11 protein-coding genes are annotated in these 15,387 nt (G+C 64.1%); 4 read left to right on the top strand and 7 right to left on the bottom strand.

From position 1 onward, the window contains the following. Positions 1-118 precede the first annotated feature (118 nt). The 3 genes from CK222_RS24715 (at position 119) to CK222_RS24705 (ending at position 2,366) form a co-directional block, all read left to right on the top strand. Positions 119-1,189 carry a diguanylate cyclase gene (locus CK222_RS24715; RefSeq protein ID WP_095802215.1) on the top strand — a complete coding sequence of 357 codons (1,071 nt, stop codon included), beginning with the start codon at positions 119-121 and terminating at the stop codon, positions 1,187-1,189. A gap of 72 nt (positions 1,190-1,261) precedes the next feature. Then, complete coding sequence (locus CK222_RS24710; protein WP_066998964.1) at positions 1,262-1,639, top strand: antitoxin Xre/MbcA/ParS toxin-binding domain-containing protein; 378 nt, start codon at positions 1,262-1,264, stop codon at positions 1,637-1,639. Beyond that, positions 1,599-2,366 carry an RES family NAD+ phosphorylase gene (locus CK222_RS24705; protein WP_095802214.1) on the top strand — a complete coding sequence of 256 codons (768 nt, stop codon included), beginning with the start codon at positions 1,599-1,601 and terminating at the stop codon, positions 2,364-2,366. The genes CK222_RS24710 and CK222_RS24705 overlap by 41 nt, the downstream gene beginning before the upstream one ends. On the opposite strand, the gene CK222_RS24700 is transcribed toward CK222_RS24705, so the two are convergent. The 4 genes from CK222_RS24700 to CK222_RS24685 all read right to left on the bottom strand — a co-directional run bounded on the left by CK222_RS24700 (position 2,367) and on the right by CK222_RS24685 (position 8,637). Continuing rightward, positions 2,367-3,071 (bottom strand): hypothetical protein, encoded by a 705-nt coding sequence (locus CK222_RS24700; RefSeq protein ID WP_095802213.1) that lies wholly within the window; start codon positions 3,069-3,071, stop codon positions 2,367-2,369. A 187-nt stretch (positions 3,072-3,258) separates the two neighbouring features. Continuing rightward, positions 3,259-4,632, bottom strand: a complete 1,374-nt coding sequence (locus tag CK222_RS24695) for a 3-deoxy-7-phosphoheptulonate synthase class II (RefSeq protein ID WP_067328161.1) — start codon at positions 4,630-4,632, stop codon at positions 3,259-3,261. Positions 4,633-4,844: 212 nt separating this feature from the next. After that, positions 4,845-8,342 carry a transcription-repair coupling factor gene (mfd, locus tag CK222_RS24690; protein ID WP_095802212.1) on the bottom strand — a complete coding sequence of 1,166 codons (3,498 nt, stop codon included), beginning with the start codon at positions 8,340-8,342 and terminating at the stop codon, positions 4,845-4,847. Between the two features lie 7 nt (positions 8,343-8,349). Next, complete coding sequence (locus tag CK222_RS24685; protein WP_095802262.1) at positions 8,350-8,637, bottom strand: succinate dehydrogenase assembly factor 2; 288 nt, start codon at positions 8,635-8,637, stop codon at positions 8,350-8,352. Positions 8,638-8,730: 93 nt separating this feature from the next. Between CK222_RS24685 and recG the strand changes: the two genes are divergently transcribed. Next, positions 8,731-10,839: an ATP-dependent DNA helicase RecG gene (gene recG, locus CK222_RS24680; RefSeq protein ID WP_095802211.1), complete on the top strand. Its 2,109-nt coding sequence runs from the start codon at positions 8,731-8,733 to the stop codon at positions 10,837-10,839. On the opposite strand, the gene CK222_RS24675 is transcribed toward recG, so the two are convergent. From CK222_RS24675 to glmU, 3 genes are all read right to left on the bottom strand, one after another. After that, on the bottom strand, positions 10,791-11,546 hold the full coding sequence (locus tag CK222_RS24675; RefSeq protein WP_067000327.1) for a DUF502 domain-containing protein: 756 nt from the start codon (positions 11,544-11,546) through the stop codon (positions 10,791-10,793). The genes recG and CK222_RS24675 overlap by 49 nt on opposite strands. A 292-nt stretch (positions 11,547-11,838) precedes the next feature. Further along, positions 11,839-13,662 carry a glutamine--fructose-6-phosphate transaminase (isomerizing) gene (gene glmS, locus CK222_RS24670; RefSeq protein ID WP_095802210.1) on the bottom strand — a complete coding sequence of 608 codons (1,824 nt, stop codon included), beginning with the start codon at positions 13,660-13,662 and terminating at the stop codon, positions 11,839-11,841. A 230-nt stretch (positions 13,663-13,892) separates the two neighbouring features. After that, entirely contained in the window at positions 13,893-15,260 is a 1,368-nt protein-coding gene (gene glmU / locus CK222_RS24665) for a bifunctional UDP-N-acetylglucosamine diphosphorylase/glucosamine-1-phosphate N-acetyltransferase GlmU (RefSeq protein WP_095802209.1), read from the bottom strand. Positions 15,261-15,387: the final 127 nt, after the last annotated feature.

Genomic DNA, 15,387 nt, shown 5'->3' with positions numbered 1-15,387 from the left:
GGCGATGGTCGTGTTGGGGACGCGGCCTAGCATCGCAATTCTGATTCGATCCCCGCATTGGCGGCTCCCGGCGGTGGCAGGTCTCCGGTCGCGCACTGAAGGGGGTAGTGAACAGACTATGCAGCCGGCAGCCGTCCCGAGCGACAGAAATGGCGACATCGCCAGCACCGTTGTGGCGACCATGCGCCAGCTCGGCCTGCTCGGCCTGCCGCGCAACTACGAAATCTTCTATGAAGCGCTGAGCGGCAGCAATCACGAGCTCAGCCTCGCTGTCGTCTCGTTGAGCAACCGCCCGACGCAAGAGGATCTCGATCGCATCGGACTCACCTTCTTCCCGCAGCACCACGGGCCTGCGATCGTCGAACACGCCCGCGAGGTGGTCGCCAAGGAGCTTGAGGACGTCGCCGCGCTGCTGCGCAGCGAGCGCAGCCATATCGAAAAGTACGGCCGCATCCTCGACGAGACGTCGAGCGGCCTGAGCAATCGCAGCCTGCTTTCCCAGGATCTGCTGCAAAAGATCGCCGGCGCGATGTCTGCCGCCACCAGCTCGACGCTGGACCACAACCGCCAGATCGCGAGCACGCTCAGCGAAAAGACGGCCGAGCTCGAGAGCGTCAAATCGAAGTTGGAGGAATACAAGCGGCTCGCCAATACCGATCCGCTGACGCAGATCTGGAATCGCCGCGCCTTCGACAAGGAAATCACGCGCATCTACAACAGCAACCGCGGTATCCTCTTCAACGCGCTCATCCTTGCCGACATCGATCGCTTCAAGGATATCAACGACCGTTACGGCCATCCGGTCGGCGACAGGATCATCCAGATCATCGCCGACATCTTCCAGTCCAGCATCCGCGCCGACATGTTCGTGGCGCGCACCGGCGGCGAGGAGTTCGCGCTGATCGTCGAAGGCGCCAGCGAGGACACCACCTATGAAATCGCCGAGCGCATCCGCGTGCTGATCGAACAGACGCCGTTCACAAGCAGCCAGACCGGGATGAACTATGGCACGGTGACTGTCTCGATGGGCATTTGCATGGCTTCCGAGGCCGACACCCCCGAAGACCTCTACACCAAGGCCGACCGCGCGCTCTACCGCTCCAAGATCGGCGGCCGCAACCGCGTCACAAGGCATTCCACAATGGCCGGCCGTGCCGGCAAGGGCTGGCTGCTCTACAAGAAGGACTGAGGGCACATTGGACACCCTTTCCAAATGAATTTCTGTGGACTATATTTTCCACGGAAATGAAAAGGTGCGCTCATGCCACGTCCAGTCGCTGCCGCGACGGCGGCAGAAAATGCCGTCATCACCAAGGCCACGCTGCGCGCGGCCGACCTGCTCGAGATCACGGCGCGAACGCTTGCTCTGGTCATCGGCGTCTCTGAGGCGACGGTCTCGCGCATGCGCAAGCAGGAGTTCCTGCTCGAGCGCGGCACCAAGCCGTTCGAGCTTGCGGTGCTGTTCGTGCGGCTGTTCCGCTCGCTCGACGCCATCGTCGGCGGCGACGAGACGGTCGCCCGGGCATGGCTGAAGAACCCGAACACGGCCCTCGACGGCACGCCGCTCGAAAAAATCCTGACCATTGCCGGACTTGTCGATGTCATTGCCTACCTGGATTCCCGACGCGCTCTCGTCTGAGGCCCTCAGGCTCGAAGGCAAATATTGGCGGATGGTCGAGGCGCAGCATCGCGTCTCGACCCTGAAGCTCGTCGACAGGCTCGACGAGCAGGGCCTGCTCGAAGACCTCATCGAGGAAAGCAAGCCGCGGATCCCGCTGGAATGCCGCCATCTTCACTATCTTCTGGCGACGCCCTTCCGCTACGGCTCGATTTATCCGTACGGCTCGCGCTTCCGCCGCGCCGGCAAGACCAAGGGCGTCTACTACGCCGCCGAGACGGTGCTGACGGCAGTGGCGGAAATGGCCTTCTACCGCTTGCTGTTCTTTGCGGAATCGCCGCAAACGCAATGGCCGAACGACGCGGCCGAATATACCGCCTTTGCCGCGGCCATCAGATGCGAGAAGGCCGTCGACCTCACGCGGCCGCCGCTCGACCGCGACGAGAAGGCGTGGACGGATCCGACTGACTATGCCGCCTGCCAGGCCATCGCCGACGTGGCGCGCGAGGCGGGGATGCAGGCCATCCGCTACCGCTCGGCGCGCGATCCGAAGGGCGCCAACATCGCGCTCTTGACGTGCAGCGGTTTTGCCAAGGCCAAGCCGCTGGAGCCTCATACCTGGCGCATCCGCATCGGCTCGTTCGGGGTCCAGGCAATCTGCGAATTTCCAGACAGGCGGCTGGAATTCTCAAGGACGAGCTTTGTCGATCCGAGGCTGGCGAATATGCGCTGGGAGCGCGGGCGCTAGTTAAGCCAGAATGTTGACCGCACGCGCGGCGACCAGCGCGATCGTCAGCAGCGAGATCATTGCCTCGGCCATCATCAGGAGCTTGGCGCGCTGAGTGAGCGGTAATGTGTCGGTCGGCGAGAACGCCGTCGCATTGGTGAAGGCCAGGAACACGTAATCGACAAAGCCGGGCAGCCAGTCGCGGATCTCGCGATCGGACAGCGTCATCTGCGGGAACAGGAAATCGGCATGCGCGCGATTGACCAGGCCGCAGGTCGGCGGGCCGCCGCGGTCGGTGCTCCAGAACCACAGCGCGAAGACGATGACGTTGGTGACCCAGATGTTGAGCGCGTCGACAAGCAGCGTCGTGCCGGCGCCGGCATGGCCTGCCAGCAGCTTCTGGACCAGAAAGACCAGCGAGCCGCAATTCATGATGCTGATGACGCCGGTCATGACCAAGGCGGTACGGCGGATGAAGACGCGAAACCGGCCGATCGCATACCAATGCTCGTGATCGACGGCCTTCTGAGTCGCCATTTGCGTCCAGGCCGTTGCGATCGACAAAGGCACGAGCAGCGCCGCCTCGATCGCGGGCGCGAGCCAGCGCGGACCGAAGGACAGGTCGTTGATGACCAGAAGCTGCAGGCAGATGACGACAAGCACCGCCGCCCGCGCCGACCAGAAGTCGATCGCGCGGTGATGAACGATGGCATGCTCGTGGCGCATGGGGGACCTGTGTCGTGTGCGCGGTTTTCGACCGCGGGCGACACCTCCACCTCAATCTTGGTCTTGCGATGGTCGCGTAACTATAAATTTTCGTAAGGTTTCGGCGGCCGGCGCCTCGCAGGATCGGCCCAAACGAAAAGGGCGTCGGACTTTGTCCGACGCCCCGGTTCGATCGCTGGCAAGCGGCTTAGGCGTTGGCGGCTTGCTTGTGCTGGATCGTATGGCTTTTCTTGAGCAGATCCGAGACCAGGAAGGCCAGTTCGATCGCCTGGTCGGCATTGAGGCGCGGATCGCAATGGGTGTGATAGCGGTCCTGCAGGTCTTCCGCCGTGATGGCCCGGGCGCCGCCGGTGCACTCGGTGACGTTCTTGCCGGTCATCTCGACATGGATGCCGCCCGGATGCGTGCCTTCGGCGCGGTGCACCTCGAAGAAGGTCTGCACTTCCTTCAGGATACGGTCGAACGGCCGCGTCTTGTAGCCGGCCGCCTCGATCGTGTTGCCATGCATCGGGTCGGAAGACCACACCACGTTGCGGCCCTCCTTCTTCACCGCCCGCACCAGCTTCGGCAGATGCTCGGCGACCTTGTCGGAGCCGAACCGCGCGATGAGCGTCAGCCGTCCGGGCTCATTCTCGGGGTTGAGCAGGTCGATAAGCTCCAGCAGGCCGTCCGGCGTCAGCGACGGACCGCATTTCAGGCCGAGCGGATTCTCGATGCCGCGGCAATATTCGACATGCGCATGGTCGGGCTGGCGGGTGCGGTCGCCGATCCAGATCATATGGCCCGAAGTCGCGTACCAATCGCCGGAAGTCGAATCGACGCGGGTCAGCGCCTCCTCGTAGCCGAGCAGCAGCGCCTCGTGGCTGGTGTAGAAATCGGTCTCGCGCAGCGCGAAATTGGTTTCCGACGTGATGCCCACCGCGCGCATGAAATCCATCGTCTCGGTGATGCGGTTGGCGAGCGATTCGTATTTCTCGCCCTGCGGGCTGTCGGCAACGAAGCCCAGCATCCAGCGATGCACGTTCTCCAGGCTGGCATAGCCGCCTTGCGCGAAGGCGCGCAGGAGATTGAGGGTCGCCGCCGACTGGCGATACGCCATCTCCTGCCTTGCGGGATCCGGGATGCGCGACGCGGCGTCGAACTCGATGCCGTTGATGATGTCGCCGCGATAGCTCGGCAGCGTCACGCCGGCCTTGGTCTCGCTGTCGGAGGAGCGCGGCTTGGCGAACTGGCCGGCGACGCGGCCGACCTTCACCACCGGCTGCGCGCCGGCGAAGGTGAGCACCACCGACATCTGCAGGAAGACGCGAAAGAAGTCGCGGATGTTGTCGGCGCCATGCTCGGCAAAGCTCTCGGCGCAGTCGCCGCCCTGGAGCAGGAAGGCCTCGCCGGCGGCGACCGCCGCCAGTTGCTTCTTCAGCTTGCGCGCTTCACCGGCAAACACCAGCGGCGGATAGGTGGTGAGCCGGGCTTCCGTGGCCTCCAGCGCCGCAAGGTCCGGATAGGCCGGAACCTGCTTGATCGGCTTTGCTCTCCACGAATTCGGCGACCATTTTGTCATCGCTGCACCCAAAACTCTTCAGAGCAATTCCAGGAAAACTGTGAACGGTTTACGTCCGGAATTGCGTCAAAACAAACTGGCGAGCGGTCTCGCCCGCCATTCCCACCCCAATCAGAGGTCGCGGCTCCTTACACGAAGCCGATTTTCTATTCTAGCCGGGAATTTCAGCAGTGGCGAATGCCTTGAACTGCTCGGATGCCGGTGTGAAGGCGTCAGGCAGCTTTGTCGACCAGCCGCGCCAATTGAGTCATGACAACAGCCGAGCCGGCCAGCCGCTTCTCGGCATTCGGCCAGTCACGCATGAAGACGACGCTGTGGTCGGCCCTGATCTTGGCCAGCGAGCCCTGCTCGCCGATGAATTTGACCAGTCCGACCGGATTGGGGAATTCGCGCTTGCGGAAGTGGATGACGACGCCCTTGGGGCCGGCATCGAGCTTCTCGACATTGGCCTTGCGGCAAAGCGCCTTGATGAAGACGATCTTCAACAGATGCGTCACTTCTTCCGGCAGCGGCCCGAAGCGGTCGATCAGCTCGGCGCCGAAGCCGTCGATCTCCTCGGTGGTCTCCAAGTCGCCAAGGCGGCGGTAGAGCGCCATCCTGAGCTGCAGGTCCGGCACATAGCTCTCCGGGATCATCACCGCGGTGCCCACCGCGATCTGCGGCGACCAGCCGCCATCCAGCACTTCGCCGGAATCCTTCACTTCGGCCACCGCTTCCTCCAGCATCTGCTGGTAGAGCTCGAAACCGACCTCCTTGATGTGGCCGGATTGTTCCTCGCCGAGGAGATTGCCTGCGCCGCGGATATCGAGGTCGTGGCTGGCAAGTTGGAAACCAGCGCCGAGCGTATCGAGCGACTGCAGCACCTTGAGCCTGCGCTCGGCCGTATCGGTGAGCTTGCGGTTGGCCGGCAGCGTGAACAGCGCATAGGCTCGCACCTTCGAGCGGCCGACGCGGCCGCGCAACTGATAGAGTTGGGCCAGACCGAACATATCGGCTCGGTGGATGATCAGCGTGTTGGCGGTCGGAATGTCGAGGCCGGATTCGACGATGGTCGTCGACAGAAGCACGTCGTACTGGCCGTCATAGAAGGCATTCATGATGTCGTCGAGTTCACCGGCCGGCATCTGGCCGTGGGCGACCGCTACTTTCAGCTCCGGCACGGATTCTCTCAGGAAATCATGGATTTCGGCAAGATCGCTGATACGCGGCACGACATAGAAGGAATGGCCGCCGCGGTAGCGCTCGCGCAGCAGCGTCTCGCGGATGACCAGCGGATCGAAGGGCGAGATGAAAGTGCGCACCGCCATGCGGTCGACCGGAGGGGTGGCGATCAGCGACAGCTCGCGAACACCGGTCAGCGCCAACTGCAGCGTGCGCGGAATCGGCGTCGCCGAAAGTGTCAGCACATGCACGTCGTTCTTGAGCTCCTTCAGCCGCTCCTTGTGCTTGACGCCGAAATGCTGCTCCTCGTCGATGATCAGCAGGCCGAGATTTTTGAAGGAGATCGAGCTACCGAGCAGCGCGTGCGTGCCGACGACGATGTCGACCGTGCCGTCGGCGACGCCCTTCTTGGTCTCGGCCAGTTCCCTGGAGCCGACCAGGCGCGATGCCTGCGCGACGCGGATCGGCAGGCCGGAAAAGCGTTGCGAGAAGGTCTTGAAATGCTGCCGCGACAGCAGCGTCGTCGGCACCACGACGGCGACCTGGAACCCTTCCATCGCCGCGATGAAGGCGGCGCGCAGCGCCACTTCCGTCTTGCCGAAGCCGACGTCGCCGCAAACCAGCCGATCCATCGGCTTGCCGGCGCCGAGATCGTCCATGACGGAATCGATTGCCGTCTGCTGGTCGTCGGTTTCTTCATAGGGAAAGCGCGCCGCGAACTCGCCATAAAGGCCGTCGGCCGGAATCATGGCGGGTGCTGCGCGCATCTGCCGCTCGGCGGCGATGCGGATCAATTGCCCGGCCATGTCGAGCAGCCGCTTCTTCAGCCGCGCTTTGCGCGCCTGCCAGGCGCCGCCGCCGAGCTTGTCGAGTGGCGCTTCCGCCGAATCCGAACCGTAGCGTGAGAGGAGCTCGATGTTTTCGACCGGCAGGAACAGCCGGTCGTCGCCGGCATAGTGGATTTCGAGACAGTCATGCGGTGCGCCGACCGCTTCGATGGTGCGCAGACCAATGAATCGGCCGATGCCGTGGTCCGCGTGAACGACGATGTCGCCGGATGACAGCGACGATGCTTCGGCAATGAAGTCGGAGGCACGCTTTTTGCGCTTGGAGCGGCGGATCAGCCTGTCGCCTAGAATGTCCTGTTCGGCGACGACGACCATCCCGTCGGTCTCGAAGCCGGATTCGAGCGGCAGCACGGCAAGACCGGCCTGCCCCGGCTCGAGCTTTTCGACCTCGGAAAGAGTCGCCACCGGTTTCATGTTGCCGAGATGATGCTCGGCGAGGATCTGGCCGAGGCGGTCGAGCGACCCCTCGGTCCAGCCGGCGACGATGACGCGGCGGCGCGCGGCGCGCTCGTCGGCAATATGCTTCACCACCACGTCGAAGACATTGCTGTTCGGGTCGGCGCGCTCCTCGGCGAAGCTGCGGCCTTGCCGCGAGCCCGCATGGAAGACCTTCTTGCCGCCGACATCGGGTGCGTCGAAGACGGTGAAATCAATGTCCTCGCGCGGTCCGAGCGAGGCTTTGAGATTTTCCGGCGAGAGATAGAGCAGATCCGGCGCCACCGGCTTATAGGGCACGGCATCTTTCAGCGCGCCGTCAGCCTGCTTCCGCCGCGCCTCATAGTGATCGAGGATCAGCATATGGCGCTCGGCCAGCGCCTCATGCGCGAGATGATCGAAGATGACAGGCGCGTCCGGCAGATAGTCGAACACCGTCTCCAGTTGCTCGTAGAAGAAAGGCAGCCAGTGCTCCATGCCGGCAAAGCGCCGTCCTTCGCTGACGGCTGCATAGAGCGCATCGTCGCGCGACGGCGCGCCGAAGGCTTCGATATAGGAGCGGCGGAAGCGGCTGATCGTTTCCGGCGTCAGCGCCACCTCGCTCATCGCCTGCAGCGCCATCGACTTGCGCTGGCCGGTCGTGCGCTGGGTCGCCACGTCGAAGACGCGGATCGATTCCAGCGTGTCGCCGAAGAAGTCGAGCCTCAGCGCCTCGCTCCAGCCGGGCGCGAAGAGGTCGAGAATGCCGCCGCGCACCGCGAACTCGCCGACGTCGCGCACGGTCGGCACGCGCTCGAAACCGGAATTCTCCAGCCGCGCGATCAGCACGTTCATGTCGATCTGGTTGCCGGGCTTGGCGTGGAAGGTCTGCGCCTCGATCAGTTCGGCCGGCGGAATGCGCTGCAAGAGCGCATTGGCCGTCGTGAGGATAACGGCGCGGTGCGGCTTTTTCGCCAGCGCAACGATGGCGGAGAGCGCGTCGAGGCGCCGCGCGGCGGCATCCGCGCCCGGCGAGACACGATCGTAAGGCAGGCAGTCCCAGGCAGGCAGTTCCAGAACCGGCAGGCCGGGAGCGGCAAAGGCGAGCGCATCGATGATCGCCGGCAGCCGCTGGCCGTCGCGCGCGACGAACAGCACCGGCTTGTCGGGCGCGATCTCCTGCGCCGTCCGCGCCAGCGCGAAAGCTTCGTAACCGTCGGCGACGCCATCGACGATGAACTGGCCGGCGCGGCCCTTCGGCAGGCCAATGGAGGGAATGAGACTCATGCTTCTTTCAAAATGTCATGGTCCGGCGCGACGCCAGGATCTTCTGCAGCACCGTGCAATCGATATCGGGCGGAACCGGGCGCTCGCCGGTGATCATCGGCAGGAATTCGGTGTCGGGGATTTCGAGGAGCTTTTCATATTGGTCGATTTCGTCGCCGGTCAAGGCGCCGATCTCGGCATCGGCGAAGCATCCCAGGATGAGATCCATCTCGCGCATGCCGCGATGCCAGGAGCGGAACAGCAGCTTGCGGCAGCGGACGTCCAGTCCCTCGCTTGATCGCTGTGTTTCGGTCATCGCGCTGCATCCCTGTTCGAAGCGGCGCATATAGCGTGGATAGCGATTGGTGTCAGCCTTTGCGCTGCGGCCTCCGCGACATAAGCTGACGAGATGCGTCCTTCCATCCTCGATCCCCTGTTCGTCCCGATCACCTCGCTCGCCGGCGTGGGTCAGAAGGTCGGGACCATGATCGAACGTGTCGTGCCGGCCGATCTCGGCGACCGCGCCGCGCGCGCCGCCGATCTTCTGTTCGTGCTGCCCAACACAGTTATCGACCGCCGCAACCGGCCTGGGATCGCGCTGTCGGCCGAAGGCCAGATCGTAACACTCGACGTACGGGTCGACCGCCACCAGCCGCCGCCGCGCGGCAACAGGTCCGTGCCCTACCGGGTCTACGCCCATGACGACACCGGCGAGATCGCCTTGACCTTCTTCCATGCCCATGCCGCCTATCTGCAGAAGATGCTGCCTGAGGGCGAGCGCGTCGTAATCTCCGGCCGCATGGAATGGTTCAACGGCCGCCCGACCATGGTTCATCCCGACCAGATCGCGCCGCTCGACGAGGCCGAGGGCCTGCCGCTGGTCGAGCCCGTCTATCCGCTAACCGCCGGCCTGTCCGCAAAAGTGCTGCGCCGCGCCATCGGACAGGCGCTCGGCCGCTTGCCGGAACTGCCGGAATGGCAGGACGACGCCTTCATGCGCCGCCACACCTTTCCGTCCTTCGGCGATGCGCTCGCCCGCATCCACTATCCCAAGGACCCGATCGACGTTGCCGTCGAGGGTGCGGCCTGGCGGCGCCTGGCCTATGACGAGCTCCTGGCAGGGCAGGTGTCGCTGGCGCTGGTGCGCGCCAGAATCCGCCGCCTTTCGGGCCGGCCGCTGGTCGGCGACGGGCGCGTTGTCGAGAAACTGCGCGCTGCCCTGCCCTACAAGCTCACCCCCAGCCAGGAATTCGCGCTCGGCGAAATCAACGCCGACCTGGCCGACCCCGAACGCATGCTGCGTCTGCTGCAGGGCGATGTCGGCTCCGGCAAGACGGTGGTCGCGCTGCTTGCCATGGGGCGCGCGGTCGAGGCAGGCGGCCAGGCTGCGCTGATGGCGCCGACCGAAATCCTGGCGCGGCAGCATCTGGCGACCATCGCCCCGCTGGCGGAAAAAGCCGGCCTCAGCGTCGCCGTCCTTACCGGCCGCGAGAAGGGCCGCGAACGCGCCGAAACACTGGAAGGCCTCGCCAGCGGTGCGATCGACATCGTCGTCGGCACGCACGCGCTGTTCCAGGAGACGGTGACCTTCCACGACCTCGTGCTTGCCGTCGTCGACGAGCAGCACCGCTTCGGTGTCCACCAGCGTCTCGCCATCACCGCCAAAGGCGACGCGCCCGATATGCTGGTGATGACGGCGACGCCCATTCCGCGCACGCTGGTGCTGACCGCCTTCGGCGACATGGATGTCTCGAAGCTCACCGAAAAGCCGGCGGGCCGCCAGCCGATACGCACCGTCACTTTGCCAATGGAGCGGCTGGACGAGTTGGTCGGGCGCATGGTCGACGCCGTCGCCGAGGGTCAGAAGATCTACTGGATCTGTCCGCTGGTCGAGGAATCCGAAGAGATCAAGCTGATGTCGGCGGAAGACCGCTTCGCTTCGCTGAAGCCGCACTTCGGCGAACAGATCGGCCTCGTCCATGGCCGCATGAAAGGGGCAGAGAAGGACGATGCGATGCGCGCCTTCAAGCAGGGCGAAACGCGCATATTGATCGCCACCACCGTCATCGAGGTCGGCGTCGACGTGCCGGACGCCACGATCATCGTCATCGAGCATGCCGAGCGCTTCGGCCTTGCCCAGTTGCACCAGTTGCGCGGCCGGGTCGGGCGCGGCGACAAGCCCTCGTCCTGCGTGCTGCTCTACAAGGATCCGCTCGGTGAGACGGCGAAGCGCCGGCTGTCAGTGATGCGCGAGACGGCGGACGGCTTCCGCATAGCCGAGGAGGATCTGAAGCTGCGCGGCGAAGGCGAACTGCTGGGCACCCGCCAGTCCGGCACGCCAGGTTTCCAGGTCGCGCGCATCGAGTTCCATGCCGACCTGCTGGAAGCCGCCCGCGACGACGCAAGGCTGATCCTGTCGCGCGACCCCGAATTGCAGTCTGGGCGCGGCGAGGCGCTGCGGCTGTTGCTCTACCTGTTCGGGCGCGACGAGGCGGTGCGGCTGCTGCGCGCCGGCTGAGCCGCGCCCAGCGCCGGATTGGCAAGCGGCCCTTCGATCGGCTCGCCGTTCAGCGTCACCAGCTTGGCCTTGACCTCCGGCGCCACCATGCCGGCCGAAACGATCAGCTTGGCGCCGTCCTCGATCGTCATGTCGAGCAGCACGATCTCGGATTTATAAACATACATCAGGAAGCCTGTGGTCGGGTTCGGCGTGCAGGGCATGAACACCGCGATCAACGGATCGCCTTCCTGGTCGAGCTTCTGGTTGATCTCGGTTTCCTTCTCGCTGGCGACGAAGACCAGCGACCAGACTCCCTTGCGCGGATATTCGACCAGCCCGACCTGGCGGAACATGTCGCCCTTGTTCGACAGCACCGTCTCGAAAATCTGCTTCAGGGAGCGGTAGATGCCGCGCACCAGCGGCATGCGGCCAAGCAGCCGCTCGCCGAAATTGACGATTGCGCGGCCGACGATGTTGGCCGTCATGAAACCGATGAACGTGATCAGCACCAGCGCCACGATCAGCCCGAAACCGGGGACCGGAAACGGCAGATAGGTGTCGGGGTTGTAGCGGGCGGGAATGTAGGGCTTCACCCAGGAATCGACCCAGCCGATGAGCGACCAGGCGATATAGGCGGTGATCGCCAGCGGCGCGCAGACGATGAAGCCCGTCAGGAAATAATTCCTGAGCCGGGTCATGCCAGAGGTCTTCAGGGCGTCGGACATAGGATCACCGCGGCGCAGATTGCGGTTGAACTTTAGTGAACCGCAATTCGGTTTGGAACTGCGAAGTTTTTAAAGAGCGCTCTCTATGAAGCGGCTTTCAGCGTTCCAAATGGAAGCTCCTGCGTTCGCGACTGGCTGCAACACCCCTTCCCTTCGTCATCCACGCGCGGAGCAAGGAGCGAAGCGACGCGGCGTAGACCCAGGATCCATTCCGCGACGCCCCTCGAGGAGTGAAAGGGCCATCGGCAAGCCATACTTCGAACTACGGTGCCCAAAAGAAGCAGTGACAGTGCTATTCCACCGTGACCGATTTCGCCAGATTGCGCGGCTGGTCGACATCGGTGCCCATGAACACTGCGGTGAAATAGGCGAGCATCTGGATCGGCAGCGCGTAGATGATCGGCGCGATGATCTCAGGTACTTCGGGCAGGATGATCGTCTCCATCGACTTGATGCCGGCCTGGGCCGCGCCCTTGGCGTCGGTGATCAGGATGATCTTGCCGCCGCGCGCCGCGACTTCCTGCATGTTGGAAACCGTCTTTTCGAAGATGCGGTCATGCGGCGCGATCACGATAACCGGCATGTTTTCGTCGATCAGCGCGATCGGTCCATGCTTCAGCTCGCCGCCGGCATAGCCTTCGGCGTGGATGTAGGAGATTTCCTTGAGCTTCAGCGCCCCTTCCATGGCTAGTGGAAAATTGGTGTCGCGGCCGAGATAGAGCACATCCTTGTAGCGGGACAGATCACGCGAGATGCGTTCGATCTGCTCGTCGAGCTTCAGCACCTGTGTGGCAAAGCGCGGCGCCTCGGAAAGCTCGCGCACCAGCCGCTTCTCCTCATCGCGCGAGATCGTCCCGCGCGCCACGCCGGCCCGCACTGCGAGCGAGGCCAGCACGGAGAGCTGGCAGGTGAAAGCCTTCGTCGAGGCGACGCCGATCTCCGGCCCGGCAAGCGTCGGCAGCACGACGTCGGATTCGCGCGCCATGGTCGATTCGCGCACATTGACCACCGCGCCGATCTTCATGCCGGCCTGGCGGCAGTAGCGCAGGGAAGCCAGCGTGTCGGCGGTCTCGCCCGACTGCGATATGAAGAACGCCGCGTCGTTCCCGGACAACGGCATCTCGCGGTAACGGAATTCCGAGGCGACGTCGATGTCGACCGGCAGCCGCGCATAGCGCTCGAACCAGTATTTGCTGATCAGCCCGGCCAGATAGGCGGTGCCGCAGGCCGAGAGCGCCAACCGGCCGATCTTGGCAAAGTCGAAGGGCAGATCGAGCGGCCTCGACACGCCGGAGACGAAATCGACATAATGCGCCAGCGTGTGCGAGATCACCTCCGGCTGCTCATGGATTTCCTTTTCCATGAAATGGCGGCGGTTGCCCTTGTCGACCATGAAGCTGGTCGAGAGCGACTGCTGGCGCTTGCGGTCGACCTTGTTGCCGTCGGCGTCATAGATGGTGACGCTGTTGCGACGCACTTCCGCCCAGTCGCCATCTTCGAGATAGGTGACTGCGTTGGTGAAAGGCGCCAGCGCGATCGCGTCCGAGCCCAAAAACATCTCGCCGTCGCCATGGCCGACGGCAAGCGGCGGACCGTTGCGGGCGCCGACGATCAGATCCTCGTCGCCCTTGAACATGATCGCCAGCGCAAACGCGCCCGAGAGCCGCTTCAGCGCCTGGTGCGCTGCCTGGACCGGCTTCAGCCCCTTGGCGAGCTCCCGCGCGACCAGATGCGCGACGACCTCGGTGTCCGTCTGAGAGGCGAATTTGTAGCCATCGCGGGAGAGCTCGTCGCGCAGCTCGGCGAAGTTCTCGATGATGCCGTTGTGGACAATCGCGACGCCTTCGGAAAAATGCGGATGCGCATTGGTCTCGTTCGGCACGCCATGGGTCGCCCAGCGGGTATGGCCGATGCCGATCGTGCCTTCCAGCGGATCTTCTTTCAGCCGGCGTTCGAGATTGATGAGCTTGCCTTCTGCGCGGCGGCGGCCGAGCGTGCCATTCTCGATGGTGGCGACGCCGGCCGAGTCATAGCCGCGATATTCGAGCCGCTTCAGCGCATCGACGATCAGCGGCGCGACCTGTGAATGGCCGACAATTCCAACGATACCGCACATACGCTGCCCCCGATTCCCCGCGAAAACCCAGCGCTATTTACGGATGGCCGGCCTGCCGCGAAAGTCACTTTGCGTTTCGTTCGGTGTCACCCGGAACGGTTTTACGACTGATGCACCATGACACGCCGCGCTTGCAATCCGGTTACTGCAAATGGTTGGTTTTTCGCGGCGCGGTGCTCGATCTTATGGTTGGCGCCAGCGGCGCCGGCCCAGCAAACGTCCTTTGACGATCATTCCGCGGCTCTTTTCTTCGCCGCGGCCGCCGACGCGAAGCGCTCGCGCAATTCCTTGCCTTTTCTGGGCAGCGTCTTTTGGCGGGCGCGGCCGAAGGCCAGCGCATCGTCGGGCACGCTCTCGGTGATCACGCTGCCCGAAGCGATGTAGCCACCCTTGCCGATCGTGACCGGCGCCACCAGCGCGGAGTTGGAGCCGACGAACGCGCCCTCGCCGATATCGGTGAAGAATTTGGAAAAGCCGTCATAGTTGCAGGTGATGGTGCCAGCGCCGATATTCGCCCCAGCACCGACCCGCGCGTCGCCGATATAAGTCAGGTGGTTGACCTTGGCGCCTTCCTCGATCGTTGCCTGCTTGACCTCGCAGAAATTGCCGACCTTGGCCTTTTGCCGCAGATCGGCGCCCGGCCGCAGCCGCGCGAACGGCCCGACATCGCAATTGGAAGCGATCGTGGCGCCTTCGATATGGCTGAAGGCGTGGATTTTCGCCCCTGAAGCGATCTTGACGCCCGGGCCGAACCAGACATGCGGCTCGACAATCGTATCGGCACCGATCTCGGTGTCGTGCGAGAAGTAGACGGTTTCAGGCGCGATCAGCGTCACGCCGGCAAGCATCGCCTCGCGCCGCTGGCGCGCCTGCCAGATAGCTTCCGCCTCGGCGAGCTCGGCCCGGTTGTTGATGCCGAGCGCGCTTTCGAAGCTCGCCTCCGTGGCCACCACATCGAGCCCGTCCGCGCCGGCGAGCTCGACGATGTCGGTGAGATAGAACTCGCCCTTGGCATTGTTGTTGCCGACCTTGTCGAGCAGCCGAAGCGCCTGGTTGCCGGCCACCGCCATCATCCCGGCATTGCAGAAGCCGAGCTTTTTTTCCGCCTCGGAGCAGTCCTTCTCCTCCCTGATGGCGACGAGACGCCCGCCCTTCTCGATCAGCCGGCCGTATCCCGTCGGATTGGGCGGGCGGAAGCCGATCACCGCAACGGCAGCACCCTCCGCCAGCTTCTGCCGCGCGGCAGCCAGCGCTGCCGCATCGATCAGCGGCGTGTCGCCGAACATGACGAGGATGTCGTCGTAGCCCTTCGCTATCGCTTCGCGCGCGGCAAGCACCGCATGGGCCGTGCCGAGCCGCTTCTCCTGCACGAAGGTCTCGGCTTTCGGCGCGAATTTCTGCACCGCCTTCCGCATCTCGTCGGCGCCGTGGCCGATCACCAGCGCCAGACCCGTTGCCCCGGCGGCCTCAGCGGCCTTCACCACATGAGCCACCATCGGCAGGCCGGCAATGGCGTGCAGCACCTTGGGCATCGCGCTCTTCATGCGCGTACCTTCGCCGGCGGCGAGGATGACGGACAGGCAGGATCTCTGGCTCATAGGGCAACCGTATGAAGGGATTCAAATCATCGCATGCTAGCAGCGGCGTGATGCTGCACCAATGCGGTTAAATTCCGGTGAGACAGCGGATCACCTGGACTCTTGATCGGCGGGTCCACAATTCGAT

This window comes from Mesorhizobium sp. WSM3866 (assembly GCF_002294795.1).
GTDB lineage: Bacteria > Pseudomonadota > Alphaproteobacteria > Rhizobiales > Rhizobiaceae > Mesorhizobium.
Note: the sequence above shows the minus strand (reverse complement) of the source record. Positions and strands in the feature narration are given on the sequence as shown.

Excerpts from the sequence above, each read along its gene's own strand:
- CK222_RS24715 (WP_095802215.1), top strand. The coding sequence starts at position 119 with ATGCAGCCGGCAGCCGTCCCGAGCGACAGAAATGGCGACATCGCCAGC.
- CK222_RS24710 (WP_066998964.1), top strand. The coding sequence starts at position 1,262 with ATGCCACGTCCAGTCGCTGCCGCGACGGCGGCAGAAAATGCCGTCATC.
- CK222_RS24705 (WP_095802214.1), top strand. The coding sequence starts at position 1,599 with ATGTCATTGCCTACCTGGATTCCCGACGCGCTCTCGTCTGAGGCCCTC.
- CK222_RS24700 (WP_095802213.1), bottom strand. The coding sequence starts at position 3,071 with ATGCGCCACGAGCATGCCATCGTTCATCACCGCGCGATCGACTTCTGG.
- CK222_RS24695 (WP_067328161.1), bottom strand. The coding sequence starts at position 4,632 with ATGACAAAATGGTCGCCGAATTCGTGGAGAGCAAAGCCGATCAAGCAG.
- mfd (WP_095802212.1), bottom strand. The coding sequence starts at position 8,342 with ATGAGTCTCATTCCCTCCATTGGCCTGCCGAAGGGCCGCGCCGGCCAG.
- CK222_RS24685 (WP_095802262.1), bottom strand. The coding sequence starts at position 8,637 with ATGACCGAAACACAGCGATCAAGCGAGGGACTGGACGTCCGCTGCCGC.
- recG (WP_095802211.1), top strand. The coding sequence starts at position 8,731 with ATGCGTCCTTCCATCCTCGATCCCCTGTTCGTCCCGATCACCTCGCTC.
- CK222_RS24675 (WP_067000327.1), bottom strand. The coding sequence starts at position 11,546 with ATGTCCGACGCCCTGAAGACCTCTGGCATGACCCGGCTCAGGAATTAT.
- glmS (WP_095802210.1), bottom strand. The coding sequence starts at position 13,662 with ATGTGCGGTATCGTTGGAATTGTCGGCCATTCACAGGTCGCGCCGCTG.
- glmU (WP_095802209.1), bottom strand. The coding sequence starts at position 15,260 with ATGAGCCAGAGATCCTGCCTGTCCGTCATCCTCGCCGCCGGCGAAGGT.